Annotated in this window: 19 protein-coding genes and 2 pseudogenes; 8 read left to right on the plus strand and 13 right to left on the minus strand. The window is 62.4% G+C overall.

The genetic code is table 11. The features are described 5' to 3' along the window. Positions 1–74: 74 nt before the first annotated feature. The gene (locus JQT59_RS09540; protein ID WP_349307032.1) at positions 75–1,043 is read right to left on the minus strand and encodes an NmrA family NAD(P)-binding protein; all 969 of its coding nucleotides are present in this window, start codon (positions 1,041–1,043) and stop codon (positions 75–77) included. A 282-nt stretch (positions 1,044–1,325) separates the two neighbouring features. Between JQT59_RS09540 and JQT59_RS09545 the strand changes: the two are divergent. From JQT59_RS09545 to JQT59_RS09555, 3 genes and pseudogenes are all read left to right on the plus strand, one after another. After that, positions 1,326–2,340: pseudogene (locus JQT59_RS09545) on the plus strand (serine/threonine-protein kinase); the annotation flags it as partial. Then, positions 2,340–2,501 (plus strand): annotated as a pseudogene (locus JQT59_RS09550) (succinyl-CoA--3-ketoacid-CoA transferase); the annotation flags it as partial. The pseudogenes JQT59_RS09545 and JQT59_RS09550, both read left to right, overlap by 1 nt. A gap of 94 nt (positions 2,502–2,595) precedes the next feature. Then, positions 2,596–2,733: a hypothetical protein gene (locus JQT59_RS09555; protein ID WP_213578386.1), complete on the plus strand. Its 138-nt coding sequence runs from the start codon at positions 2,596–2,598 to the stop codon at positions 2,731–2,733. Here the strand turns inward: JQT59_RS09555 and JQT59_RS09560 are convergent. From JQT59_RS09560 to JQT59_RS09590, 7 genes are all read right to left on the minus strand, one after another. Further along, entirely contained in the window at positions 2,730–3,194 is a 465-nt protein-coding gene (locus JQT59_RS09560) for an SDR family NAD(P)-dependent oxidoreductase (RefSeq protein ID WP_213575919.1), read from the minus strand. The genes JQT59_RS09555 and JQT59_RS09560 overlap by 4 nt on opposite strands. Then, the gene (locus tag JQT59_RS09565; protein WP_213575920.1) at positions 3,191–4,126 is read right to left on the minus strand and encodes an acyl-CoA dehydratase activase; all 936 of its coding nucleotides are present in this window, start codon (positions 4,124–4,126) and stop codon (positions 3,191–3,193) included. The genes JQT59_RS09560 and JQT59_RS09565 overlap by 4 nt, the downstream gene beginning before the upstream one ends. After that, a complete protein-coding gene (locus JQT59_RS09570) occupies positions 4,126–5,400 on the minus strand; it encodes a 2-hydroxyacyl-CoA dehydratase subunit D (protein WP_397517689.1) in 1,275 nt (424 codons plus the stop codon). The genes JQT59_RS09565 and JQT59_RS09570 overlap by 1 nt, the downstream gene beginning before the upstream one ends. Before the next feature lie 91 nt (positions 5,401–5,491). Further along, a complete protein-coding gene (locus JQT59_RS09575; protein WP_213575921.1) occupies positions 5,492–6,664 on the minus strand; it encodes a 2-hydroxyacyl-CoA dehydratase subunit D in 1,173 nt (390 codons plus the stop codon). A gap of 135 nt (positions 6,665–6,799) precedes the next feature. Further along, a complete protein-coding gene (locus JQT59_RS09580) occupies positions 6,800–7,651 on the minus strand; it encodes a PaaX family transcriptional regulator (protein ID WP_249354313.1) in 852 nt (283 codons plus the stop codon). Positions 7,652–7,692: 41 nt separating this feature from the next. Beyond that, positions 7,693–8,745 (minus strand): NAD(P)H-dependent flavin oxidoreductase, encoded by a 1,053-nt coding sequence (locus JQT59_RS09585; RefSeq protein WP_213575922.1) that lies wholly within the window; start codon positions 8,743–8,745, stop codon positions 7,693–7,695. Between the two features lie 69 nt (positions 8,746–8,814). After that, on the minus strand, positions 8,815–10,443 hold the full coding sequence (locus JQT59_RS09590) for an AMP-binding protein (RefSeq protein ID WP_213575923.1): 1,629 nt from the start codon (positions 10,441–10,443) through the stop codon (positions 8,815–8,817). Between the two features lie 354 nt (positions 10,444–10,797). On the opposite strand from JQT59_RS09590, the gene JQT59_RS09595 reads away from it, so the two are divergent. Further along, positions 10,798–11,589, plus strand: a complete 792-nt coding sequence (locus JQT59_RS09595; protein WP_213575924.1) for an SDR family NAD(P)-dependent oxidoreductase — start codon at positions 10,798–10,800, stop codon at positions 11,587–11,589. A gap of 80 nt (positions 11,590–11,669) precedes the next feature. On the opposite strand, the gene JQT59_RS09600 is transcribed toward JQT59_RS09595, so the two are convergent. From JQT59_RS09600 to JQT59_RS09620, 5 genes are read right to left on the minus strand one after another with little or no spacing between them, the layout of a single operon-like run. After that, the gene (locus JQT59_RS09600) at positions 11,670–13,367 is read right to left on the minus strand and encodes an FAD-dependent oxidoreductase (protein WP_213575925.1); all 1,698 of its coding nucleotides are present in this window, start codon (positions 13,365–13,367) and stop codon (positions 11,670–11,672) included. Further along, a complete protein-coding gene (locus JQT59_RS09605; RefSeq protein ID WP_213575926.1) occupies positions 13,355–15,520 on the minus strand; it encodes a molybdopterin-containing oxidoreductase family protein in 2,166 nt (721 codons plus the stop codon). Before JQT59_RS09605 ends, JQT59_RS09600 begins: the two co-directional genes overlap by 13 nt. A 34-nt stretch (positions 15,521–15,554) precedes the next feature. Then, on the minus strand, positions 15,555–16,481 hold the full coding sequence (locus JQT59_RS09610; RefSeq protein WP_213575927.1) for an acyl-CoA dehydratase activase: 927 nt from the start codon (positions 16,479–16,481) through the stop codon (positions 15,555–15,557). A 20-nt stretch (positions 16,482–16,501) separates the two neighbouring features. Next, complete coding sequence (locus JQT59_RS09615) at positions 16,502–17,827, minus strand: 2-hydroxyacyl-CoA dehydratase subunit D (protein WP_213575928.1); 1,326 nt, start codon at positions 17,825–17,827, stop codon at positions 16,502–16,504. Positions 17,828–17,858: 31 nt separating this feature from the next. Next, positions 17,859–19,022 (minus strand): 2-hydroxyacyl-CoA dehydratase family protein, encoded by a 1,164-nt coding sequence (locus JQT59_RS09620; RefSeq protein WP_213575929.1) that lies wholly within the window; start codon positions 19,020–19,022, stop codon positions 17,859–17,861. A 413-nt stretch (positions 19,023–19,435) separates the two neighbouring features. Between JQT59_RS09620 and JQT59_RS09625 the strand changes: the two genes are divergently transcribed. The 4 genes from JQT59_RS09625 to JQT59_RS09640 all read left to right on the plus strand — a co-directional run bounded on the left by JQT59_RS09625 (position 19,436) and on the right by JQT59_RS09640 (position 24,388). Further along, the gene (locus JQT59_RS09625; RefSeq protein ID WP_213575930.1) at positions 19,436–20,818 is read left to right on the plus strand and encodes an MFS transporter; all 1,383 of its coding nucleotides are present in this window, start codon (positions 19,436–19,438) and stop codon (positions 20,816–20,818) included. Further along, positions 20,815–21,627 (plus strand): SDR family NAD(P)-dependent oxidoreductase, encoded by an 813-nt coding sequence (locus JQT59_RS09630; protein WP_213575931.1) that lies wholly within the window; start codon positions 20,815–20,817, stop codon positions 21,625–21,627. The genes JQT59_RS09625 and JQT59_RS09630 overlap by 4 nt, the downstream gene beginning before the upstream one ends. A gap of 76 nt (positions 21,628–21,703) precedes the next feature. Continuing rightward, a complete protein-coding gene (locus JQT59_RS09635) occupies positions 21,704–23,530 on the plus strand; it encodes an AMP-binding protein (RefSeq protein ID WP_249354316.1) in 1,827 nt (608 codons plus the stop codon). A gap of 12 nt (positions 23,531–23,542) precedes the next feature. Further along, positions 23,543–24,388, plus strand: coding sequence for a PaaX family transcriptional regulator (locus JQT59_RS09640; RefSeq protein WP_213575932.1), 846 nt, complete (start codon positions 23,543–23,545; stop codon positions 24,386–24,388). The last annotated feature ends 343 nt before the right edge of the window (positions 24,389–24,731 follow it).

Here is a 24,731-nt window from a genome sequence, read left to right on the forward strand (position 1 = left end):
CCGGTCCGCCAGCCCACCCGCACGGCAGCGGCAATACGGTCCATGACGCGCCTCGAAGGAGGGATCGTCGCGTTCTATGCCGCTCCGACCACGAAGTCGAAACGATGCGCAGTCGCCCGGTCGGCGAACCTGCACGGCTCGACGCCCCAGCTCGCGGCCTTGCGGAGGTCGACCTGGTACCCCTCGTCGGTCTGCCACCGTTGACTCGACACCGCACCGTGGAACGCCCCTGCGGCGAGGGCCTCCTCGGCGCTCGCATGGCGGGCCCGCATGCTCGCACCGGTGACGCCGGCGATCGTGTCCGCAACCTCGGCCAAGGTCAGGGAATCGGAAGCCAGATCGATCTCATGGCCGGCGAATCGGGCGCAGTCCAGGAACGCGGCCGCAGCGAAACGGCCGGCGTCAGCGGCGCTGATGTAGTCCATCCGCGTGTCGGGGTCCATTGCGGACACCAGTTCGCCTCGGCGGGACAGTCCCGGGAACATGAATTCCTCGGAAGGGAGGAGGTTCTCCATCATCATTGCCGGCTCGAGGATCACGCGATGCTCGACCGCGGCCGCCCGCACCGCGTCATTGGCAGCGGCCTTATTGATCCAGTAGGGCTCCCACCATCGCCCTTCGCTCCATCCGGTGAACTGCTCGTGGTCACCCGCCCGGGCCACCGAGGTATGGACCACCGTCTCCACGCCCGCGGCAGCGGCGGCATCCATCAGAATTCGTGCGACGCGAGCTTCACTCTCGAGGTCTTCCCGGTCGGAAGGATTCGGCGGCATCTGCATCGAGAACACCCCGTCGGCGCCGGCCAGCGCAGAGCGGATCGCCTGACCTTCGAAGAAGGATCCTTCGACGAGCTGCACCTCCCGCTCGGCCAGCGCCTGAGCCGCCGGCGACGAGGAATCTCGTACCAGTGCCCGAACCTTGACCGGCGCTTCCACACCGAGGAGGGTATCGATCATCGCACCACCCTGCATCCTGGTGGCTCCGGGGACAAGAATAGTTTCCGCTCGCTCATAGCGTTCCTTCCGTGACGACTTTGCCGAGATCGACCCCTGCCCTCAGGCTTTGAAACACCCACTATACGGCGTAGAATAAATTGCTTAGGTAACCCACAGTTTTGGGGTTGGCGCAACGGCCGGTGGCGATAGCTCGGGGCTCTCACGCCGGTCACCGGCCAGGGTTGCCCACCCGATCTTTGTCAGCGATATCCTCGAAAGGACGCCATCGAAAGGTGAGTCCACTGGTGAATGGGCGCCGGTTGTGCCGTCGGGTCCAGTGCCTCATGACTCGAGCGACGGACTCGAGCGACGGAGTGAGCAGACCGTCCGATGGGTGCAGGTGATCCGCTCGATACTCAACGCTATCCGCCGTCGCCCGCCGCGGAGCTGGCGCGCATCGGCTTCGACGAGGCGCAGGAAATCGGGCGCGGCGGTTTCGGGGTCGTCTACCGGTGCACCCAGGCGGACCTGGACCGGACGGTGGCGGTGAAGGTCCTCACCGTCGAACGGGCATCCGAACATCGTGGGCTTTTGCAAGTCGGCGCCAGCGACCGCGGGCGTCCCTACATCGTGAAGCCGTATCACCCGCAGGACTCCCTCGAGGTCCGGATCCGTCGCCACGGTCCGCTAACTTTGAGTGAGGCACTGCGGCTCGGGGTGAAGATGGCGGGTGCGATCGAGACGGCGCACGGACTCAGGCATCCTCCATCGCGACGTCAAACCAGCGAACATCCTGCTCTCAGACTACGGCGAACCCGAGTTGTCGGATTTCGGAATCGCGCACATCAGCGGTGGATTCGAGACCGTCACCGGTGCGGTCACCGGGTCGCCGACGTATACCGCGCCGGAGGTGCTCAGTGGTGATCCGCCGAGCCCGGCCGCCGACGTCTACGGCCTGGGCGCGACCCTGTTCAGTGCGCTGACCGGTCATGCCGCCTTCGAACGTCACAGCGGGGAGCAGGTGATAGCCCAGTTCCTGCGGATCACCACCCATGAGGTGCCCGATCTGCGGGAACACGGGATTCCGGACGATGTGTCCGACACGATTGCCCGGGCGATGTGCCGGACTCCCGGCCAGCGTCCCGCCAGCGCCGCCGATTTCGGGGAGGAACTGCGCACCCTGCAACGGCAACACGGTCTGCCGGTCGACGAGATGGCCCTGCGCGCGGAGCCCGATGCACAGGGAAACGGACGGCATGTGTCCACGCACAGCGGACACGTGTCGCCACCGTCCTCCGTGCTGGGCGCGACGGGACGTCTGCCCCTGGAACTGAGCAGCTTCATCGGCCGCCGACACGAGCTGACCGAGACGAAGAACCTGCTCACCGGATCCCGGCTTGTCACGAAGAATGCGCCCTGCCACTCACGGGCGAGGGCGTGGTCAACCGCATCAAAACCAACCTGGTGGTCCTCGATATCACCGACACCGGGCTGGCGCTGCGCGAATGCGCCCCCGATGTCACCTCAGAACAGGTTCGTGCCGCGACCGGTGCGCCGCTGCCCTAGGCGACGGTCGCCGACGCGAACCGAGGGAGATGACCGAGTCAGGCCGATCCCGGGCATCTCCCTCCTCCCACTTTCTCCAGACAAGGACCGCAAAATGCCGATGGGCCAAGTGATCACACTGACCTTCACCCACGACACCCCCGAGCATGTATTCACCGCACTGTCCGCGTCCCTCGACAAACTGACTCAGCATGCCGGGGAATCGAATCATTCCGACATGGAAGGGAGCTAGTTGTGTCGCAGCCGGTCGAGCACCTCGTTTGCAACGACGAGATCCTCGTCGAGGGCGACGGACCGGACACGAACACCGCCGGAATCGGACTCGAGGGTCCCACCGACGTTCACAACGGTTCCGTTGCCGAGCGCATGCATGGATTGCAGCACAACATCAGTGACGGCATTATCGCCGGGCAGACAGTCGATGAGAATGTCGGCGTCGCCGAGTGACGCTACGAGTTCCGTCACCACTCGACATGCGTCCTCGTTCGACGACAGGTTCCCGGCTCCGGACAGCGCCCAAATACCCGACGCCGATTCGAACAGTCCTTTCGCCGCAATTTCACCCTGTTCGACATCGCGGCCGATCAGACCGATGCGCTGCGCACCGAGCTCGACGAGCCGACGCGCAACCAGCAAACCGAGTCCACGGTCACCACCCACGATGAAGATCGTGGAGTCATGCAGGGGACTCATGTCGTGGTCCGCACCGTCAGCGGAATCGAGACGTGGCTGTGGTCACCGGCGGTTCCGTCGCAACCGGCGCATTGGGGGACTATTCCGGCTGCCCGGGCGGCCAGCTGTTGCTTGGCTGCGCTATCACGCGATTCGGTCGGGGCGACCGATCCTGCGTACTCGTCCCGTGCCAGAAGGCCGGCGCCGTAGGCCCCTGCGATCTGTGGCTGCTCGAGCAGTTCGAGAGGGTGGCGCAATGCCAATTCGATGTAATGCCTGGCTGCCGCATTCTGGGCGACACCGCCGGTCATGACGGTCGGCGTCGCCTTGCCGACCTGGGCGACCAAGCCGAGGGTTCTCGCGGCAACAGCTTTGTGGACCGAGGCGGCGATATCAGACTTGGCTTGCCCCTGCGCGAGGAGGGAGATCACTTCCGTCTCGGCGAAGGTGGCGCACATGCTACTGACTTCCAGGCCGTCGGCACCCGCCAGCGCAAGATTGCCCACCTCCTCGACATCGACTTCCAGTGCGCGGGCGAGCACATCGAAGAAGCGCCCGGTCCCGCTTGCACACCGATCGTTCATGGCGAAGCGATCCACCAATCCGTCGGCGTCGACCGCAATGACTTTGCTGTCCTGCCCGCCGATGTCGATGACCAATCTGACCCCTGGGTACAGGGCGGCTGCTCCGCGCGCATGGCAGGTGATCTCGGTGAACGACCGGTCGGCGCCTGGGACGAGCTTGCGCCCGTATCCTGTGCTGATGGTTCGTCTGATGTCGTCCTGAGTGACATCTGCTGCCGTCAGCGCCCGGTTCATTGCGCGTGTCACCGCATCTTTACTGACGGCACCCATCTGGACAACGCTCGAGCCGACCAAGCCACCGTCCTGGTCGACGACGGTGGCCTTGGCCGTCGTCGAGCCGAGGTCGACGCCCATCACGTACCAGTTCATCAGACCAGCGTCTTCATCCGCTGCACGTCGATGGCCTCCAACATCGCCTCGAGGCGGCTGTCGAACAGCTCATCGTTGTAGAACGACGCGTCCGCGACGTCGCCTTCGAAGACGAACGACTTGACCCCGCGTTCCCGTTCGGCTGTTTTGGCCAGCATCGACTGCGGATTCGTCATTGCTCGGCACGTGCGAGTCGAGTGGAAGGCGATACCGTCGATGGAGTACTGGTCGAGGCGCTCGAGCAGCAATTCCTGAAGATTCTTGAGCCCATGGTTCAGTGGGCACAGCAGGTAATGTTGGCCCATCCCGCGCAGCGGATTGTCGACATCGATGAGTTGTGGTTCCTGCCAAAAGGATTCATGCGTGTAACGACCGGCGACGACAGCGACGTCGTACTCGGCGAACTTGCGGGTGAGGAATCCGAGTTTGTTCCAGTTCATTATGCCGTCGAAGTACACGCGGTACCGCTCATTTGCGACGGCGGAGACTCCGTCGACGATTCGCTGCTGGATCTCGGCTTTCACACCCGCGAAGTAGTCGACGAGTGCCTGATTACCGGGGAGAAAGTTGATGGGTGCGATGCTGGCGACCCAGTCCCAATACGTCGCCGGTGTCGGGGCGAGCGTGCACAGTTCCATCGCTTCGAGGCGCAGTCGCGATGCCTTCTTGATGTAGGACATGCTCTCGCTCAGCGCATCCCAGTCGAACGGTCGCCCGGTTTGCTGCTCGAGGAATGTGACCAATTCCCGCAGCTGGCCTTCTACGTATGTGCTGGCCTCGTTCCACTCTTCACCACGCATGTATCCGGCGTCAGGCTTGTTGCCCCACAGCATCGGAATCGACACGTTGAAGATGGGGAGCTTTCGGTCGAAGACTCGATATGTCATCGCGTCCCATTGCTGACCGGTGCTGCACCCTGCATATCCGTTGACGAAGAAGTCTGGTGCGGGAAGTTTGGCTGCGAGTTCCTGTTGGTCGAGCATGCCCACGACGCCGCTTTCGCGTTCGTTGACGTTCTTCTGCGTCAAGACGGCACACCCGAGATGAGTGCGGGCATACGAGCAGAGCTCACCGATATAGCCGTACTCGGAACCAGCAGCCTGGGCCGGCTCCTCGAGGTGCTGTGCGGCGAGTCGGGCAGCGAACGCCTCACCGTGGCACCATTCGAGGCCCGCTGCCTGAAAGATGGGGTTGAGGGCGGAACCGTTGTACCAGACAACGTGCTTGCCACGCTCCTTGGCGGTGAAGATGTTGTCCCAGTAATCGGCGGTCATCTTTCCGCCGACTCGAGTGCTCGACAATCGGTTGGTCTTGTCTTGGGGCGTTGCGATCGACACTACGAACTCCTTCGAACGTGGTTACGAATCAGGCAGGGACGGGTGCGGCATGACGACGGATGCGCTCGATGAAGGTCTCCATCTTGGTCCGCAACGTCTCCACCGGAATGCCCTCGTGCTCGGTCTCGATCAACAGCGATGGCACATCGTGCTCGTCGAGCGCCTTGCGTAACTCCGGGTAGTACAGCATGTGCGGCTCGCAGAATTTGGCCATCAGCACGACGACTCCGACCGACCGGCTCTCCGCGAGCGAATTCAGTAGGTACGTATCCCAGTCGACCTTGCTGGTAACGCGAGTGGGGCATGGTGCGTTGATGTTTCGCTGCATGTACCACGTCGACAGCGCCTTCAGTGGATCGTCACTTTCGGGGACATCGGTAGAGATGTATCGGTAGCCGGTGTATAGGTCGTCGTCCACGACGAGTCCGCCGGATTCCTCGATGACGTCGAGGATTTCAGGTTTGGGTGCGTGGCAGAAATGGCCCGAGAGATGCAGCCGTACCAGGTCATCCGGTGCCTGATCGCGCAGCACGAGTCGATCGAGCAATGTCTCGAGGACGGCTGTGTGCTCCTCGATATCCATGACCATGCTCGATTTGACGAGAAGTTGCATCTCGCCGGCAGTGATGCGTGTCAGGCCTGACCGGCGCAAGTCGTAGAACCGGCGGAGCAGGCGACGGTTCGCATTGAACAGCCCGATACTGTGTGCGAGGTCCTCGGCGGTCACGACAGTGCCGACGACGGTTTCGATCTCGGTCTTCAGTTCGCCGATTCGACTGTCGACGCGCGGTTTGGTCCATGCGTCATCCATCGCGCTGGTGAATTGCGCGAAGTGCACAGGCTTTTCGGGCCGTGCATAGCGGATGGCATCGACGGCGCCCAGAAGTTGAACGCAGTGGTCGGCAGCGACGAATCCGTCGAACACGTCGAGTTCGCCGATGGCAGCCTGGTCGGCGACGCTCCTGGTGTATCCGCAGTAGAACTCGGCGAGCATGCTGCGACCCTCGGTGATCGGTGTCTTGCTCTCTTGAATGATCACCGGCAAGGCGCCTGCAGCATGCACGATCTCCGACGGAAAGTTCATGGGGAACGAGCCGATGACGGGTCGTCGATGTGTGTGTTTCCAATTCTGTGCGTACGAAACCGGATCGTCGGCGGCAGTTCGTAGCGTGGCCAGCGAGGGTGCGTGGAGTTCGCTCACTGTTCTCCTTCAACTTCCTCAAGTGAAACGCACCGCAACGGCGCTGCCTAGAACTATACATTTTGGGATATGTGCTGTCTAGAAATGTAAAACTATATTTGGACAGACGTATGCCCGAACGTGTTGAGTCGGTGTTCAGTCGAGGCGCGCTATCGACAGCCAGTGCGCGTGCGCTGCAGGTGCCCACTCGGTGCGGAAATCCTGGAGTCGTTTTACGGCCCCGAGACCGGGCCAGTCGGGCAGGAGGACGTCCGGCAGGTGCGGATCCATGTAGGGCGTCTGCCGGAGTGCGTCCACCAACTCCAGGTGGGCGAACAGTGCAGCCTCGCCCGACAGACCTTTCTTGTCTGCGAACCTGGTCAGGAGGTCGTCGTAATCCTGGGCGATCTTCTCGAGATCCCACGAACGCTGCACCAACTCGTCCTCCGAGATGCCGGCGGCAGCGGGCGACCCGATGAAGGAGACGGTGTTCGGCGACAATCCGAGGGAATCGATCACCCTCGTGGCTTCGGCCAGTCGATCCACGTGTGGAGTGACCCACACACCGGGACTGGGATTGCCGAAACCTGCCCACCGGAACGCGGCATACAGCTTCTTCCGTACCGCGCGGTGCGACTCGGGAACAGGAGCGATGACGACGAGCCACCGGCCATCCCATCGCCCGGCCTGGGACGCGTCCGGGAACACACGCCTCACACCTTCGATGAACAGCTGATGGCCCCGCTCGGTGAGACTCCACTTCGTTTCGCGACCGTCTCGTTTGGCGGTGATCAGACCGGATGCACCTGCGCGAGCGATTGCCTGCCTGCTGGCCGACTCCCCGAAGCCCAGGCCGGTGAGGGCATAGAGCAGCGCCGCCGTCCGCACCGGTCGACGGTATGGAGCAACGAACTCGCCGAGAATCGAGATGAGTGCGGAACGCGCGCTGCCAACCGAGGTCGACTCCCCCGCCGCCGGCTTCGACATTGATTCGGTCACGGACGACATGCTATCTGCGACCACTCGAACCACCGCTCCCCGGAATCTGCTCAGACCGGCGCCGGCATCGGTGTCGGCAACGCAGATGCGAGTCGGCGAAGGATATCGGCAGCCTCGGACGCCATGCGAGGGACGAACTCGGCGATATCGATGATGTCGTTGATCGCGGACGCCACCTGGCCGGTCAGGACCAGGCCGTCTGTGACGTCCCCGTCTGTCTGAGCGCGCTGCATCGATTCGATCTTCCACCGTGTGAGCTCGACGGTATCGAGGATCTCACCCTCCGACTCCTGGTGATCCGTGAGCTTCTTCGATGCAGCATTGCGCAGGCCTCGACACGGTCCGTAGACACCGTCGAAGGCGACGTCGTCACCCTCTCCGGCGCCGAGAATCGCCTGGATATACGCCGGATGCCAGTCGGAGTTCGCGGTGCTGGCGATGAACCGGGTTCCCATCGCCACACCGTCCGCACCCATCGCCAGCGCGGATGCAAGGCCCCGGGCATCGCGAGCACCACCGGTGAGCAGCACCGGAACGTCGACCACTTCGGTGACGCTGGGAATCAATACGTACGAGTGAACGGCCTTGCTCGGTGCGTGCCCGCCCATCTCGAATCCCGCAGCAATGACGACGTCGACGCCGGCGTCTGCGGCCTTGACCGCCTGCCTCGTGGATCCCACCTTGTGCTGGTGGATCATCCCGGCGTCTTTGATCAGCCCGATGTAGTCGCCGGGGAATCCCGCCGAGGTGGTGAGGACGGTCAACTGGTCGGCCAGTGCCGAATCTGACCGCCGAGCCTCGAGTACCGTGCGGATATAGACGTCGGTGAACGGCAGTACGACGCCGTTGCCGTCGACACCGACCGGAATGTTAACTGCGAACGGATTGCTGGTCAGGGACGCGCACTCCTCGATATGATCGCGGAACGTGCGTGCGCCCGCCTCGAGGTCGGTAGGCATGCCGGGCATCGAGACCGTCCCCAACCCGCCTGCGTTGGAGACAGCGGCCGCGAGCTTGGGAGTCCGGAACGGGCCGAGTCCTTCCTGGACGATCGGGTGGTCGATTCCGATCAGGCGCGTATACCGGTTGGTGATGGGATGCATATAGGGCTCCTGCCTGGGAAATGGGGTGCTCGTAGTTCTACAAAGAAGGTGCGTCAGCGCCTCGCCGAGTCAACTCACGTCCGCGCGTTCAGGTGCCGACGCCAAGTCGCCGGCGATGATTCGGTCGCGCAGGCGGAACTTCTGAATCTTGCCGCTCGGCGTCATCGGGAACTGATCGGTGAAATACCAGAGCGAAGGCGCCTTGTGGGCCGAAATACGTTCGCGACACCAGGCTTTGAGCGCTGAAGGGTCGGGGCGATCGTGGCCGTCGTGGAGTCGGATGACCGCCCCCACCTGCTCACCCCACCGCTCGTCCGGCACGCCCACGACGATGACGTCGGCGATCGACGGATGCTGGAACAGTAGCTCCTCGATCTCGCGAGGATACAGGTTCACGCCGCCGCGGATTATCACCTCGGTGAGGCGTCCGGTGACCTTGATGAAGCCACGGGCATCCATGGTGCCGAGATCTCCCATGTGCAGCCATCCCTCGGCGTCGATGGTTGCGGCAGTGGCATCGGGCATCTCGTAGTAACCGAGCATGTTCTGGTAGCCGCGGCAACAGATTTCACCCTGCTCACCGATTGGCAGTGCTTCACCCGTCAGCGGCTCCGCGATCTTCACCTCGAGTTCGGGTAACGGCTGACCAACAGTGGTTGCTTGATCGACCGGATCGTCCGTGACACGAGTCTGGCTGATCACACCGTGCATCTCGGTCTGTCCGAACAGGATCGTGAACCGGCAGTTCAGGCGGTCGATGACTCGGTGAATCAGGCTCTCGGGCACGGTTGCGGCTCCGGACAGTACCGTGCGCAGGCTGGAGATGTCCCTCGTCTCCAGATCTGGGTGTTCGAGCAGTGCTATGAGCATCGTGGGAACCATCAGCGAGTGCGTGCCGTTGTAGGTTTCGACCATTTCCAGAGTCTGCGCGGCATCGAATGCAGGGAGTACAACGTAGGTGCCTCGCTTTGAGAAAGTCCCCAACTCGGTGACTGCGCCGCCGCCGATGTGGTACATCGGCATCGCATTGATGCACACGCCGCCGTCGTCCATGTCGGCGCGGTCGAACACGAAGTTGGCCTCGTTGATGATGCCCTTGTGATGCAGTAGAGCACCCTTCGGGAAGCCCGTTGTTCCCGACGTGTACTGGATCTGCACGGGATCCATGGGGTCTACGTCGGGCAATTCCTTCGTGCTGTCGGCGGCGTCGACGAACGACCGCCACGTGCTGGTGCTGACGATCGTATGCAGCTCGGGAAGATTGGGCCGGATCTCGTCGATGATCGATCGCAGGTCGACTCCTCTGTAGGAGTCGCGATAGAACAGCGCAACGGCACCGGCCTGCTTGAGCACGTACTCGAGTTCGTGGGCGCGGTAAGCGGGATTCGCTGCGACGACGACCATCCCCGCCATCGCGACGGCCTGCTGCAGGATGACCCAATCGGCACTGTTCGGCGCCCAGATACCGATCCGATCTCCTGGCTCGCACTTGGTCAGCAGTGCCTTGGCAACCGACTCGACCTCGGCCAGCAGTTCGCTGTAGGTCCACGAGGTCCGCTCGCTGGGGTCCGGAACGGCATCGACGAGGGCGATGCGGTCGGGAACTGTGCTTGCAGCCTCGCGAAGCAACCCACCGAGGGTAATGTCGCGAACTCCGGTGCTGGGAGTCGACGGCCACAGTGATAATTCTGGGTGCATGGTGCGTAGTCCTGTCTTCAGCGTTTGAGAGTTGAAGTGTCGTTTCGATACGCGGTACACGAGGCATCTCGAAACCTTGTTGCCTCTATCACACGCTGAAGTAATACATCGAAAACCTGAATTCGTCCAGTAGTGTCAAACGACTAGAGCGGCGAACCGGGCAGCCCGTGGATGCCTGCGATGCCGGCCAGGGTGAAACGTTTACCTCATCATCTATCAAAAACAACCAGGCCTCCGAACTCCTGAAGCCCTTCCGGAGATGTGTTGCGTTGTGTCTATACTCTACATAAATGTCCACGTCACATCAATATCTGTCAACTAATGTGCGGTAGCGCCATCTCTGGAGGTAAGTGCATGTCCTCATCCACGCTAGTCCGACACTACGAAGACTCGGGAGTGCTGATCGCCGGTGGGACGTCGGGTGTCGGCCTCGCGACGGCTCTCGGCTTTGCCGCCGCAGGCGTACGCCGAATCGTGTTGCTCGGTCGGAACGAAGAGCGAGGGAAGGCCGCAGAGCGAACGGTCCGAGACCGGTGTTCGGATGTCGACGTAACCTTCATCGCGACCGATGCATCCGACATCGGCCAAGTGGAATCTTCGGTCGCCGCGGCTCACCGGGCGTTGGGATCGGTCGACGTTCTTGTCAACTCCACAACCACGTCCTACCGGCCGGAGCTGCTGCACCGTACTCCAGTCGCCGACATCGCGGGCATCCTGATGGGGCAGGCCCTACCCCCGATGCTGGTGACCCGGACAGTGTTGCCGCTGATGCAGCAACAAGGAGGGGGAAGCATTGTCAACATCGCGTCAGATGCGGCCAAGGTGCCGACGCCAGGCGAGAGTGCCCTCGGGGCCGCGATGGCCGCGATCGTAATGTTTACGCGGGTTACCGCGATCGAAGCCAAGCGCAATGGTGTGCGAGTGAACGCGGTGACTCCCTCATTGATCGATGGCACGCCAACAGCGGCCAACGTGCTCAGCGATGGCTTCAGCAAGTCGCTTTTCGAGAAGGCGTCAGCTCAAGCTCATCTTGGGGTGGCTGTGCCCGAGGATCTCGCATCCCTCATCGTGTTTCTCGGCGGCCCCGATGCAGCTCGCCTGACCGGTCAGACGATCAGTGTCAACGGCGGCATCTCCGCGTTTTGACACACCATGAACCCCACCCTCGCCCACCTGCCGCGGGGCGCGATCGCAGCCAGGGGCGGTGGGGCGGTGAGGGCGTAGTGTCAGGAAAATTGGGCCCGAACAAGCATGCCATCGGTATCGACGATCTTGACCCGTGGGCGTCCCTCACGCTGTCCTACGGTCTGTTCGAACTTGTCGATTCGCTGCCAGCCTTCGTAGTCGACCGTGTCCGGCCTTCGGTCTCGCACGAGCTCGAACAGCGAGCGACGTCCGCCCGCTGGAGCTGTGAGTCGCCCGTTCGCGTGGTCGTCGAGAAGACTCGTGACCGTTTCGATCGAGCAGTGCTTGTTCGTGCCGATGACGCCGGAAGGACCACGTTTGATCCACCCCGTCACGTACACACCCGTCCGAGTTTCTCCTGTACCCGGATCCACAACCTTCCCGTTGTGGTTCGGAATGATTCCGCGGTCGATGTCGAAGGGAAGGCCGGGCATCGGGCGGCCTCGGTAGCCGACCGACCGTACGACGAGTCCGCATTCGAGCACATCTGTTGTCTTCGTGGGCCGGATGCCGGAACGGCCGTCTTCTTCAGCGATCATCTCATTGCGCCGCAACCGTATTCCTCGAACGCGATCGCCGCCGACGATCTCCACTGGGGACGCCAGATAGCGCAGCACTATCCTGCGTGGAGCACCGCCGACGCGTCGTAGCGCGAGTTCTTCCGCAACCAGTGCCTTCAGGGTCGTCGGTGAACAGGCCGTCTGATCGGTGTCATCCTCGGTGGGGTCGACTTCCGTCGCGGGACAGTCGAGGGTCAGCTCGACCTCGGTCGTCAACCCGGCGAGCCCCAGCAACTCGGGTGTCGTGTACGCGGCGTGTGCCGGGTCGCGACGACCTACTACGACAACCTCTCGGATGCCGCTGTCGGCCAGCGCCGACAGGGCGTGTCCGGCGATATCCGTGCGTGCCAATTCCGCGACGTCGCGTGTGAGGATGCGTGCGATATCCAGCGCCACATTCCCGTTGCCCAGTATCACCGCCCGCTCGGTGGACAGGTCGAAGGCGTGGTCTGTGTGATCTGGATGGCCGTTGTACCACCCGACCAGATCGGTTGCCGACACACTGCCCGGCAGGTCTTCTCCGGGAATGTCCAGTCGCTTGTCGGCGGGCGCACCTACCGCGTAGATCACCGCATGATGGTGGGCGAGGAGTTCGTCGTGGGTGAGGTGCGTGCCAATCTCTACCCCGAGGTGGAAGAACACCCCCGGCCGACGTGCCATGCGCTCGAATGTCCGTGTCGCGGACTTGGTGTGTTGATGGTCCGGTGCAACTCCGTAGCGAACCAGGCCCCACGGCGTGGGTAGACGGTCGAAGATGTGAACCTCGACGTCGAGACCTGGTGTGGTCGTCAACTCGTCCGCCGCGTAGCAGGCGCTCGGCCCGGACCCCACGATGGCCACGCGGAGCGGGCCTACTGATGACCGGTTGTGGTCGGATCGCTCGCGCGCGACTCTTTCGCGCTTGTATTGCGTGCGCGTCGATTCATTGAAGTAGCGCGCGTTGAGGTCCGCGTATCGGATGGTCTCGGGTGTGAGAGCCGAGTCCGGGACGATCGCGTCCACCGGGCAAACGTCGACATCCGTGCATGCACCGCAGTCGATGCAGGTCGCAGGGTCGATGTAGAGCATTTCCGCGCGTGCGTAGTCAGGCTCGTCAGGAGTCGGGTGGATGCAGTTGACGGGGCAGACGCTCACACAGCTCGCATCGTTGCAGCACTGTTGGGTGATCACGTGTGGCATGGAGGGTCGATTCTGTCGATCGAGACGGGAATGTTCGTCATTCGCGGCTGCCCGGTGTACCGGTCGAACTTCTCGGAGATGGACACGAGGCGGCTGGGGCTGCTGCCGGCTGCCCATACTCCCTCGGTGTCACCAGAGGGTCCGTAGCCGAACGCCATCGACACCATTCCGGTTCGTAGTGCAGGATCTTTCATTGCCACAGCGGTGATGGAGGACAGGTCCGAGCTGATACGAACGAGCGCGCCGTCGGACACACCGAGTTCGGTCATGTCGTCGGGGTGCAGGAACGCGGGGTTGTAGGGGACGCCGCGGTGGGTTCGATCGATGTTGCAGGAGGAGTTGTAGACGTGGAGGTGTCGTCGGCACAGGAGACGGTACGGCCGGTCCGACCGGGGTAGCTCGACAACGCCGGCATGTCCGGCCAACTGGGCGAGTATCAGGCCGTTGCCTATGTCGAGGCGATCGAGCACGTCTGGGTCACCTGGTTGCACCTGTAGGAGGCGGGTCGTCCTGGTCATTCCGTCGGGATGGGATTTGACCTCCGAGAGAGGAATCGCGGAACCCTCGGACAGGATGTCGATGAGTTCGTCGGTTGTCGAGACGCCGTCGATCGGCCGAGGGGGAGAAGACGGACATCCGAACGGTGATACCGCGACCGGATACCCGAGTCGTTTCATGAGCCCGTGAAAGAACCGCCACTCTTCGATGACATCGGACCCCTCGGGGCGCTCGACGACGGCAGGCGAATACTGTGCGTAGGCTTGTCCGATTCCATAGCCCGTTCCCCTCGCTGCGAGCGCATCGAGAAACACGGTCGTCGACGGCGCCTCCAACGGCATCGTCGGTGCGATCACGTAATCGGCCACACGGGCCGAGGCGGAATACCAGGGGTCGAGCTGGACGAACAATTCCAGGGACTCGAGCGCCTCGACAGTCCGCCGCTGGTCGGGGAACGCTACGGCCGGATTACCTCCCCAGCTGATCAGTGCACGCACCTGCCCCTCTCCCGGGGTGAGAATCTCCTCCGGCAGCGTTGCCGTCGGCATCCCCGCCCGAGTCTTACGCAATCCGCGGACCCGCACCGTGCCCGGCAACGCCCAATCGGCATCCGGCGATGTGGCCTGGGCGACAGGAACGTAGGACGGGAGCAACGTGGGTGAGGCTGACACGGTCTCGCCCGCGCGCAGCCAGCGTCCGCACAAGGTCTCGAGGGCGAGCACCAGGTACTCGACCAGCGTGCCTTCGCCCGCCATGTTCGGTCCGGTTCCCGCCATGGTGTAGCCGCGTTTCGCGGTGGCGTAGCAGCGGGCGGCGGCGACGAGGTCCGCACTGGATATCCCCGCCCGCCGCGCCACCTCGTAGGGATCGAACCGGTGCACCGCGGCGGTCAACTCCGGAAGGCCGCGCACGTGCCGGGCAACGAAGTCCCGGTCGAACAGGCCCTCGTCGATGACGATCCTGATCATGGCCGCGAGAAGTGGGATGTCGTGCCCGGGTGCCGCCTGCAGATACCAATCGGCGTGTTGTGCCACATCGGTCCGGCGCGGATCGACGACGATGAGCTTGCACCCCCGGGCAAGGGTGTCCAGGAGCCAACGTTTGGGCGAGCCCGCTGGAAAGCCCGTGCAGGTAACCATCGGGTTGATCCCGATCAACAGGATTGCCTCCGGTGCGTCGAATCCTTGGGACGGCGCGGACCAGTACCCGAGGAGGGACTGCGCGACCTGTTTCCCACCTTTGTCGATGGTGTTCGGATCGAACCTCATATCGGAGCCGAGGGCATCGAACAAGGCGTTGTGTACTGGTGCTGCAGTCGGCGCCGTGGTGATGTGCGCCATCGTCCCTGCATAGCTGGCGATCGCGCGAGGTCCGAACCGATCGCGTATCTCCGCAAGTTTGGCGGCGATCTCGTCCATAGCCTGCTCGACCGGGACACGCACATGGCCGTCAGGTGTTCGCACCAGCGAGTGCACGAGACGATCGGCGTGCCGGAGGAATTCGTGCTGTGATCGTCCTTTGACACAGGTGTATCCGCCGTACACCTGATTGCGGCTGTTGCCGTGGACCGCGGTCGCGACTCCGTCGTCGACGTCCACACGTATCGAACAGTGATTGATGCAGATCCGGCAGAATGAATTACGCGTGTGCTTCATTGATCTCCGTACATTGTGGACAGAGCTCGATCGTTCAGGTGTTTGGGGTAGCTGCGGTCTGTTCAGCAGGCTGGGCGGCCGCGTTATGACGCTGGTACGTCGGCATGTGTAGCTCGATCGAGCCGGTGCAGTCTCCGCACGAGTGGGCCGACGTGCCGGTGAGCGAGAGCTCGACGTCCGGGGACGAAGCCACGGTGCCGCGCGTCTCGAGGGCGAGGAGAGCTGCACCATAGGCGCCGGTGATCTGCGGGTCCGGCGGGACATCCACGCGCACCCCCAGTGCCGAGCTCAAGAAATGGACGGCCGCGGCATTCTTCGCCACCCCACCGGTCATGACCACCGGCGTCTTCTTGCCCACCTGAGCAATCAAACCGAGCGTCCGAGCGGAAACCGCCCGGTGAACGGAGGCTGCGATGTCCGTCCGCTCGCACCCGCTTGCGAGCAGCGACACGATCTCGGTTTCGGCGAAGGTTGCGCACATGCTGCTGACCTCCAGGTTCTTGTCACCCGACATGGCGAGGTCGGCCAGCTCGTCGACCTCGCACTCGATGGCCCTCGCCAGTACCTCGAAGAATCGCCCCGTGCCGCTGGCACATCGGTCGTTCATTGCGAAGTCCTCGACGAGTCCCTCTTCGTCCACAGAAATGACCTTGCTGTCCTGCCCACCGATATCGACGATCAATCGGACGCCGGGGCACAGTGCTGCTACGCCGCGCGCATGACAGGTGATCTCGGTGAACGTCCGCCCGATGCCGGGGACGAGTCTGCGACCGTAGCCGGTGCTGATGGTGGCCGTGATCTGCGACGGCGCCACCGAGGCCCGGCCGAGAGCGTCGTCGATTGCCTGCCGCATTCCAGCTCGGCTCACGGCGCCCATTTGAATGGCACTCGCGCCCAGAAATGCTGCGGACCCGTCGAGGACGACGGCTTTGGCGGACGTCGATCCCAGGTCGACTCCCATGAAGTATTCCGTCACGTCGATCAGACCCGGCTTCGGCGAACGTCGATGCCCTCGAGCATCGCGGCCAGACGGCTTTCGAGGATCTCGTCCTTGTAGAAGGATGCGTCGGCGACGTCACCTTCGAAGAACATCGAAGGAATTCCGAGTTCTTTCTGCGCCGACTTCGCGAGCAGGTGCTGGGGGTTGGTGAATGCTCGGCAGGTACGCGAGGCGTGGAAGACGATTCCGTCGATTCCGTAGTCGACACAATCGCGGTTGGTGAGGTGCTTGAGCGTCTTGACGCCATGGTTCGTCGGGCACAGCAAATAGTGCTGCGCCATGCCGAGAATGGGATCGTCCGTGTCGATCAGGTGCGGTTCCTGCCAGAACGCATTGTGCGTGTACCTTCCGCAGACCACGGCGACGTCGGCGTCGGCGAATTTGCGCGATAGCCAGCCGAGCTTGTTCCAGTTCATGATGCCGTCGAAGTAGAGACGGTAGCGCTCGTTGCGGACGCCGGGGATGGCGTGGTCGAGACGGTACTGCACTTCGGTTTTGACGTCGGCGAAGTACTGGACCAGTTCCGGTCCGGCGGGCATGAAGTTGATGTGCGCGATGCTGGCGATCCAGTCCCAGTAGGTGGCCGGTGTCGGGGCGGCACGGCACAGCGCCATCGCCTCGCGACGTAGTTCCGAGGCGCGTTTGATGTAGGACATGTTCTGCCGTAGCGCATCCCAGTCGAATGGCCGGCCTGTCATTTCCTCGAGAAAGGCGATCAGCTTGTGCAGTTGATCGGCCACAAATTGTGATGCCTGCTCCCACTCCTCACCGCGAAGGTAGCCTGCGTCGGGTTTGTTGCTGGGCAGGAAGGGGAGGGAGACGTTGAAGATCGGTACCTGTTTTCCGAAGACGCGGTACGAAATTTCGTCCCACTGCTGGCCGGTGCTGCAGCCGGCGTACGCGTTGACGAAGAAGTCCGGTGCAGGCAGGCGGGCGGCGAGTTGCTGTTGGTCGACGAGTCCGACGATGCCGTTCTCATCCTCGGACTTGGCCTGCTTGGTGAGTACGGCGCAACCGAGATGTGTTCTCGCGTAGGAACACAACTCGCCGATGTACCCGTATTCCTCGCCGGCGAGCTGAGCCGGCTTCTCGAGCTGTTGTGCGGCCAGGCGTGCCGAGAACGCTTCGCCGTGGCACCACTCGAGTCCGGCGGCCTGGAAGATGGGGTTCACGGCTGAACCGTTGTACCAGACCACCTGCTTGCCGCGTTCCTTCGCCGTGAACAGGTTCTCCCAGTAGTCGCCCACCATGTTGGTGGCGGTCGGGATGACGATCTTGTTGGAATTGCCGAGCGTGGGGGCTGACACAGTAAGTTCCTCCGAAGGGTAGGTGTGGGTGCTAAACGGTGGACAGTTGCTTGCGTCTGATTCGCTCCACCAGCGCTTCCACCCGGGTGCGGATGGATTCCATCGGTAGACCCTCGTGTTCGGTTTCGATGAGCAACAGCGGAATCGATCTAGCTTCCAGTGCTTTCCGCAGCTCCGGGTAGAAGAGCATGTGCGGTTCGCAAAACTTCGCCATCAGAACGATGACACCCTGCGCGCCGCTCGCGTCGACGGAATCGACAAGGAAACGATCCCAGTCAACTTCGTGCTGCACCAGTGTCGGGCAGGGTACAGCTGTGTTGCGCCGGAGGTACACCGATGCGAGGGCTTCGAGTGGGTTGCCTGTAGCTCCGACATCCGTTGATACGTACCGTGTTCCGTGGAAGAGGTCGTCATCGACAACGATGGCTCCGCAGTCCTCGATGAGATCCAGCAGTTCTGGTTTCGGGGCGTGGCAGAAGTGTCCGGACAGGTGAACGCGGATTCGATCGTTGCGGGGCACGAAGTTCAAGCTTGCTATTACCTGGCTCAGCAATTCCGAGTGCTCCTCCTTGTCCATGATCATGCTGGACTTGACGAGAACCTGCAGCTGGGCGGATGTCAGCGCTGCATCGCCGGAGCGTCTGTTCTCGAAGACTGTCCGCATCAAGCGACGATTGGTATCATAGATGTCGATGCTTCGCGCGAGATCCGCGTCAGAGATCGTACGATCGGCGAACTTCGCGAGCTCGCTGCGGAAGTCTTCCATCTTCCCCAGTACCTGCGGTAATGCCCAATCATCGCTCATTGAGGACATCAACTGTCCGAAGTAGACCGGCTTGTCCGACTCGTCCTCGCGCACCACATCGATTGCACCCAGCAACTGGATGCAGTGGTCCGCGTGGAAGAAGGCGTCGTAGACGTCGAGGCGGCCGAGTGCTGCTTGATCGGCGACGTTGCGAGTGTATCCACAATTGAACTCGCCCAACAGGTTTCGGCCGACGGTGATCGGCTCTCGATCTTCCTGGATGATCACAGGAAGTACACCTGCGGCGTGCGCGAGTTCGGAGGGGAAGTTCATCGGAAACACCCCGAGCGCTTTTCTCCCGGTCCGCCTTTTCCACTGTGCGACGTAGTCGGTCGGATTATCGGCTACGGCACTCATGATGAGCATTGCCTGTGTGAACGTCGACGGCATGTTTTCTCGCCCGTCCTTCTCTCGTGTAGCGCATGGCGCAGGATCCCGGGTACGTCTCTTCGGCTGTGACGTACCCGACAGAAGCGATCTTGCACCCAATTTGCACAAACTGCAACTAGATGTTCGAAAAAGTGTACAACGTCGCAGCTAGGGAGGTATTGTGGTCAGCGCGAGGTTGGTAAATCTTCAAATCAAGGCTCGAGGTCATGAGAGGTGCGTGAGATGTGTGATTGCCGAGCCATATTTGTGGAAGCCGGTGGCGCACAGTCAACTTCGCCTGCATCCGTTCGGGGAACCCTCTTGACGAGATCCAAATCACACTTTATGGTCGTACCATTCGCAGAACTGCATCGAGCGATGCCGCGGTCGATCCCGCCGCGACTCTTCCTCTTCCATGAGTTCCAGGAGAAGATATGTCTTCGTCCCCGCCTCTCGACAACGCCGCGCCACCATCGAAAACCACATCCCGCCGCGCTTCTTTCGCTGCCTTCTCGGGATCGGCGATCGAGTACTACGACCTTGTCGCCTATGGAACCGCCGCAGCCCTCGTCTTCGGCGACCTCTTCTTCCGTGATGTCAGCACCCACGTGGCACTGCTGCTGTCCTTCGCCACCTTCGCCGCAGGATATGTGGCTCGCCCACTCGGCGGGTTGCTGTTCGGCTACGTCGGGGACAAGTATGGGCGCCGGACCGCAGTGCTACTCACGATCTCGGTGATGGGCGCCGCGACCGTGTGCATCGGTCTACTTCCGACATACGACTCAATCGGTTCGTTCGCCCCCGTCCTGCTGGTCGTCCTACGGGTCCTGCAGGGGCTCGCGGTCGGCGGTGAGCTGGGCGGGGCTGTCTTGATCTCGGTCGAACACGCCCCGAAGAACAAGCGTGGCTTCTACGGCAGTTTTTCCACCGCCGGCGCTCAGGGCGGTACCCTCCTCGCGACGATCGTCTTCGCGTTCGTCACTCTGATGCCGGACGATCAGTTCAATTCGTGGGGCTGGCGGATTCCATTCCTACTCAGTGCGGTCATCGTTCTCGTCGGCATGCTGATTCGCCGCGGGCTGGACGAGACACCCGACTTCAAGCAGAGTCAGGCCGACCGTGCTGTCGCGTCCGCCAGTGCGACCGCGGTCAAACACAACCCGATTCGTGACGCGCTGTCCAGGCACCCTATGACGATCCTCGGTATTACATTCATCATGGCCGGGATGATGTCCATCTGGTACGTCATCACTGTCTACAGCCTCAGCTACGCCGTCAACCAGTCGGGCATCCCGCGAACGAGCATGCTGTGGGTCGTCTCCGCGGCGACGCTGGTCGTCGTCCTCATGAACCCGGTGTGGGGTGCACTCTCCGATCGGGTCAGTAGAAGTCGCCTCATCGTCTTCGGCCTGCTCAGCGAGGCTGTACTCCTGTTCTTCTACTTCGCCATGCTCGGTGTCGGCAACCTCGCTCTGGTGTTCGTCTCGCTGATCCTCGTTGCCGGGTTGGGACACGCAGTGGTCAACGGAATCTTCCCGGCCTTCGTCGTCGAGAGTCTGCCCGCTGCGGTTCGCTATACGGCAGGCTCGTTCGGTATGCAGCTCGCAGCGCTGGTCGCCGGCTTCGCACCGCTGGTAGCGACGGCTCTCGAACCCACCACCGGTGGAGTCTGGACCATCAGCGCGGTGTGCCTCGCACTGTGCACGCTGGGCGCGTTCAGTGCCGCCTACATCGTCAAGATCCACGCTCCACAGCAAGGTCCGGTCACCACGCCGGTATTTCCATCATCGCCAAAGGAAACGAGTAACGTACAATGACCCACGCATCCGATATGCACCGCTCTGCACAGGATGGATACGACTTCTCCGGCTCAGGGATCATCATTGCGGGTGGTACGTCCGGCGTAGGTCTCGCCACGGCGCGATACTTCGCCGACGCCGGAGCGAAGAAACAGGTAGTGGTCGGCCGCAACGAACTTCGTGGCAAGGACGCACTCGCTCGACTCGCAAAGACGAATCCCGAATGCGACGTGTTGTTCGTAGCCGCGGACCTCAACGAGGCCGGCGCAGCGGATGAAGTCGTCCGGCAGGCACAGGAGCATCTCGACGAAGTTGATATTCTCGTCAATTCTACTGTTGCGCAATATCAACCGACGTTGCTACACGACATCGAGCCCGAGAAGTTGATCGACATTCTGGTTCAGCAGGCGATCGGTCCAATCCTGATGAGCAGGGCCGCAGTGCCCGTGATGCGCGGGCTCGGACGCGGCTCCATCATCACGATCGCCTCGGATGCAGCGAAGGTCCCGACCCCGGGAGAGACAGGTATCGGCGCGGCGATGGCAGCGATTGTCACCTTTTCGCAGACGTTGGCAGTCGAAGCGAAGCGATACGGCGTCCGCGTCAATGTCCTGACTCCTTCGTTGATCGTGAACACCGGTTCGTACGATCGGGCCATGAATGCGGAGTTCAGCCAGAAGATCTTCAACAAGATCGTGTCACAGGCGCAGCTGGGTTTGACCGAGCCTGAGGATCTGGCCAACGCGATTCTCTTCCTCGCGTCGCCTCTCTCGCGCAGAATCACAGGACAGGTGATCAGTGTGAACGGTGGTATCTCCGTTGTGTGAGGTGGGGTTGTCCGAGGTGAGCGCGCGTAGGCAATTAGTGCGACGTCGGGTCCGGTCGCCGCGGGATATCCTCGAGGTGGAACAGCGGCGGCACGAGGACCTGCTCCCCGGCGCGACGATCCACGCGTGTATTGCAGAATCGGCTCGTCGGCACCCGCACAAGAGCGCGATCGTGCACCTCGAGGCCCCGGACTTCATGAGGCCCACCCGAGAAGTCACCTACCGCGAGCTACTCGCGGCGGTGGAAGCGTCGGCATCGGTGTTCCTCGAGCGTGCTGGGGGCGCGCCCAGTGTGGTCGCCGTGATGGTGCCGATGTTGCCCGAGGGACTGTTCGCCACCTGGGGCGCACAGCGGGTCGGCAGCGCTGTTCCGTTGAACCCCTTTCTGGAACTTGCTTCGCTGGTCAACATCCTGAATCGCACTGCCGCGACCGTTCTGGTCACGACCGGTGAAATCCTTCGGGAACGCGGCGTGGACACGGCCGCAGTAATGGCGAGTGCTCCGACGCTGAAAGATGTCCTACTCGTCGACGGTGACCACAGCACGTTCAACGCAGCGTTGACCGAACATTGCGGCCGCAACGTGGATGTCGAGGACGACCCCAGACGGGATGCAATGGTCATGCCTACCGGCGGAACGACGGGAGCGCCGAAGCTGGTGCGCATGACGCAACGCGGCCAACTCGTCATTGCTTGGAACGTCGGAGCACTGATGGGCTCCGAGGAAGACACCGTAATAGGCCACGGAATGCCGAACTTTCACTGCGGCGGAAGTATCGCGCTCGCCCTGCGATCGGTCGTCTACGGACAGACCCTGCTGACATTGACATCCGGCGGCTTCCGGTCGCGGGACGTCGTCGAGAAGTTCTGGGCCATCGTCGAGCGTTACCGCATGACCTCGACGATGGCCACGCCGACGACGGCATTCGCAATATTGAACGCGACGACCTCACCGAAAGGCGCGACGACGTTGACCGACTTCCACGTCGGCGGCAGCACCGTTTCCACTTCCCTGATCCGGGCATTCCACGCTCGGTTCGGAATATGGTTGCGCGAATGTTGGGGAGGCACAGAGTTTCATGGCACGATCACCGGCCATCCGAACGACGGTGTCGAACCGCGCGTGGGTTCGGCCGGTCGGCCTTTGCCGCAATCGCGGGTGCGCGCTGTCGTCCTCGACACCGACGGCCGGTGGAGTCGCGACTGCGAACCGGGGGAGCACGGAGAGTTGCTGATCGGTGGGCCGACTGTCACTCGTGGATACCTCGATGCGCAGCTCGATGCCGGCTTCTTCGTGACCGGTGTGCCAGGCGGGGGCGTGTGGGGTCGGACGGGCGACCTCGGCACCGTGGACGGCGACGGATTCGTCTGGGTGTCCGGGCGCAGCAAAGATCTGATCATTCGTGGGGGTCACAACATAGATCCCCGCGATATCGAGGAGGCGCTGGGCTCGCATTCCGCGGTCGAAGTAGTGGCTGCGGTGGGTCGGCCCGACCCAGCGAAGGGTGAGATGCCGGTTGCTTATGTTCAGCTCAAGGAAGGGTATGTCGTCGAATCCGCCGAGCTGTTGCAGTTCTGCCGGGATCATGTGCAAGAGAAAGCGGCTACTCCGGTTCATGTCACGGTGCTCGATCGGCTGCCGTTGACTCCGGTCGGTAAGATATCGAAGCCCGCGCTGCGGGCGCGTGCTCTGAAAGACGAGGTGCTTCAGGTCGTGTCGAGCGCCAGCCGCGCACCGGTGGCCTGTGATATCGCACTCGATGACACCGGTCTGCGCCGTGAAGTCACCGTGATACTGGCGCCCGAGTCGGCGTCGAGCGTCGACATCGAGTCGTTGGAGGACAAGTTGGGGGCCTACGAGTTCTTCTCGAGGGTCGAAGTAGGTACATTCGTTGCGACATAAAAGGAGGATTCGTTGATAGCGTCCAACCGACTCGCTCAGCAGCCACTGCCGCCGCCGAGTGCGAGGTCGATGCTGTTGACGGTCATCGGTGAGTTCCTCTACGACTCCAAGGAGGGCGCCTGGACCGCCGCGCTGATGAAGGTACTCGGCGGCATGGGAATCGAAGATCACGCTGCACGGCAATTACTCTCACGTGCCGCGTCAGCTAAGTGGATCGAACGTGAACGCATCGGCCGCGGGGTGCGCTGGCATCTCGCCGACCACGGTCGCGCGCTGGCCGCCGATGGCATCAGACGCTCACATGCATTTCTGGACGGACCGGTTCCGTGGGACGGCGAATGGCTCATGCTGACGATCACGGTGTCGCAACGCAAGAGCTCAGTTCGCAACCGTCTCAACGGGGGGCTGACCTGGCTTGGAATGGGAAATCCCACCCAGGGAGTCTGGGTGACACCGCACGTCGACAGGGCGCGAGAACTGGGAGAATTGGTCTCGACGCTCGGTCTGTCCGAAAATGCACTCGTTGTCACCGGCAATCTCCGTCCCGGAGGGCTGGACAATCACGAGATCGTCGAGCGAGCCTGGGACCTGACCGACCTGGCCGGAAACTACCGAACACTGCTCACCCAGGACTGCGCATCCGAGCCGCGCGGCGATGATGAATTGCTACTTGCCTACATTGAGTTGGTAAGTCTGCAACAGAGGTTCATGCGGCTCGACCCACAATTGCCCAAGGAACTGCTGCCAGAATGGATCGGGCGTGACGGTGCTGTGCTGTTTCAGCGACGCCGCGAACAGTGGGAAGCGAAGGCCCATGAGCACTGGGCCAAAGTAGTGGAAGAATCGGCACCCCGCTGACGTCGAGTGGCGCGTATGAGTTCTTGAGGGCACTAGTTCGCACGACGAAGAGAAGTCGTCACTTCAGCCGCAACGTTGTAGGGCTGCGGTTGCGACCACATCCGGTTGGGCATTGTCGCAGCTACCGATGTGATACGGATGCCATCCGAGTAGTGCGGCGGTTCGGTGCGGGTTCCGACGTCGACGACCGTCCCCGAACCCTGCCCTCGCGTCGGCCGGCCTCGAGCTCGCTGACGTCCCAGTGACGTCATTCCCGAGTAGGACGCACGCCTGACACCACTGCACTACTGAGGATGGTGCGGCCGGTGCGCCTCGTGTTATTCAGTCCTGATCAATCCGACGC

Source organism: Rhodococcus sp. USK13 (genome assembly GCF_018343855.1).
Taxonomy (GTDB): Bacteria; Actinomycetota; Actinomycetes; order Mycobacteriales; family Mycobacteriaceae; genus Rhodococcus_F; species Rhodococcus_F oxybenzonivorans.

Excerpts from the sequence above, each read along its gene's own strand:
- JQT59_RS09555 (WP_213578386.1), top strand. The coding sequence starts at position 2,596 with ATGCCGATGGGCCAAGTGATCACACTGACCTTCACCCACGACACCCCC.
- JQT59_RS09560 (WP_213575919.1), bottom strand. The coding sequence starts at position 3,194 with ATGAGTCCCCTGCATGACTCCACGATCTTCATCGTGGGTGGTGACCGT.
- JQT59_RS09565 (WP_213575920.1), bottom strand. The coding sequence starts at position 4,126 with ATGAACTGGTACGTGATGGGCGTCGACCTCGGCTCGACGACGGCCAAG.
- JQT59_RS09570 (WP_397517689.1), bottom strand. The coding sequence starts at position 5,400 with ATGACCGCCGATTACTGGGACAACATCTTCACCGCCAAGGAGCGTGGC.
- JQT59_RS09580 (WP_249354313.1), bottom strand. The coding sequence starts at position 7,651 with ATGTCGTCCGTGACCGAATCAATGTCGAAGCCGGCGGCGGGGGAGTCG.
- JQT59_RS09585 (WP_213575922.1), bottom strand. The coding sequence starts at position 8,745 with ATGCATCCCATCACCAACCGGTATACGCGCCTGATCGGAATCGACCAC.
- JQT59_RS09590 (WP_213575923.1), bottom strand. The coding sequence starts at position 10,443 with ATGCACCCAGAATTATCACTGTGGCCGTCGACTCCCAGCACCGGAGTT.
- JQT59_RS09595 (WP_213575924.1), top strand. The coding sequence starts at position 10,798 with ATGTCCTCATCCACGCTAGTCCGACACTACGAAGACTCGGGAGTGCTG.
- JQT59_RS09600 (WP_213575925.1), bottom strand. The coding sequence starts at position 13,367 with ATGCCACACGTGATCACCCAACAGTGCTGCAACGATGCGAGCTGTGTG.
- JQT59_RS09605 (WP_213575926.1), bottom strand. The coding sequence starts at position 15,520 with ATGAAGCACACGCGTAATTCATTCTGCCGGATCTGCATCAATCACTGT.
- JQT59_RS09610 (WP_213575927.1), bottom strand. The coding sequence starts at position 16,481 with ATGGGAGTCGACCTGGGATCGACGTCCGCCAAAGCCGTCGTCCTCGAC.
- JQT59_RS09620 (WP_213575929.1), bottom strand. The coding sequence starts at position 19,022 with ATGCCGTCGACGTTCACACAGGCAATGCTCATCATGAGTGCCGTAGCC.
- JQT59_RS09625 (WP_213575930.1), top strand. The coding sequence starts at position 19,436 with ATGTCTTCGTCCCCGCCTCTCGACAACGCCGCGCCACCATCGAAAACC.
- JQT59_RS09630 (WP_213575931.1), top strand. The coding sequence starts at position 20,815 with ATGACCCACGCATCCGATATGCACCGCTCTGCACAGGATGGATACGAC.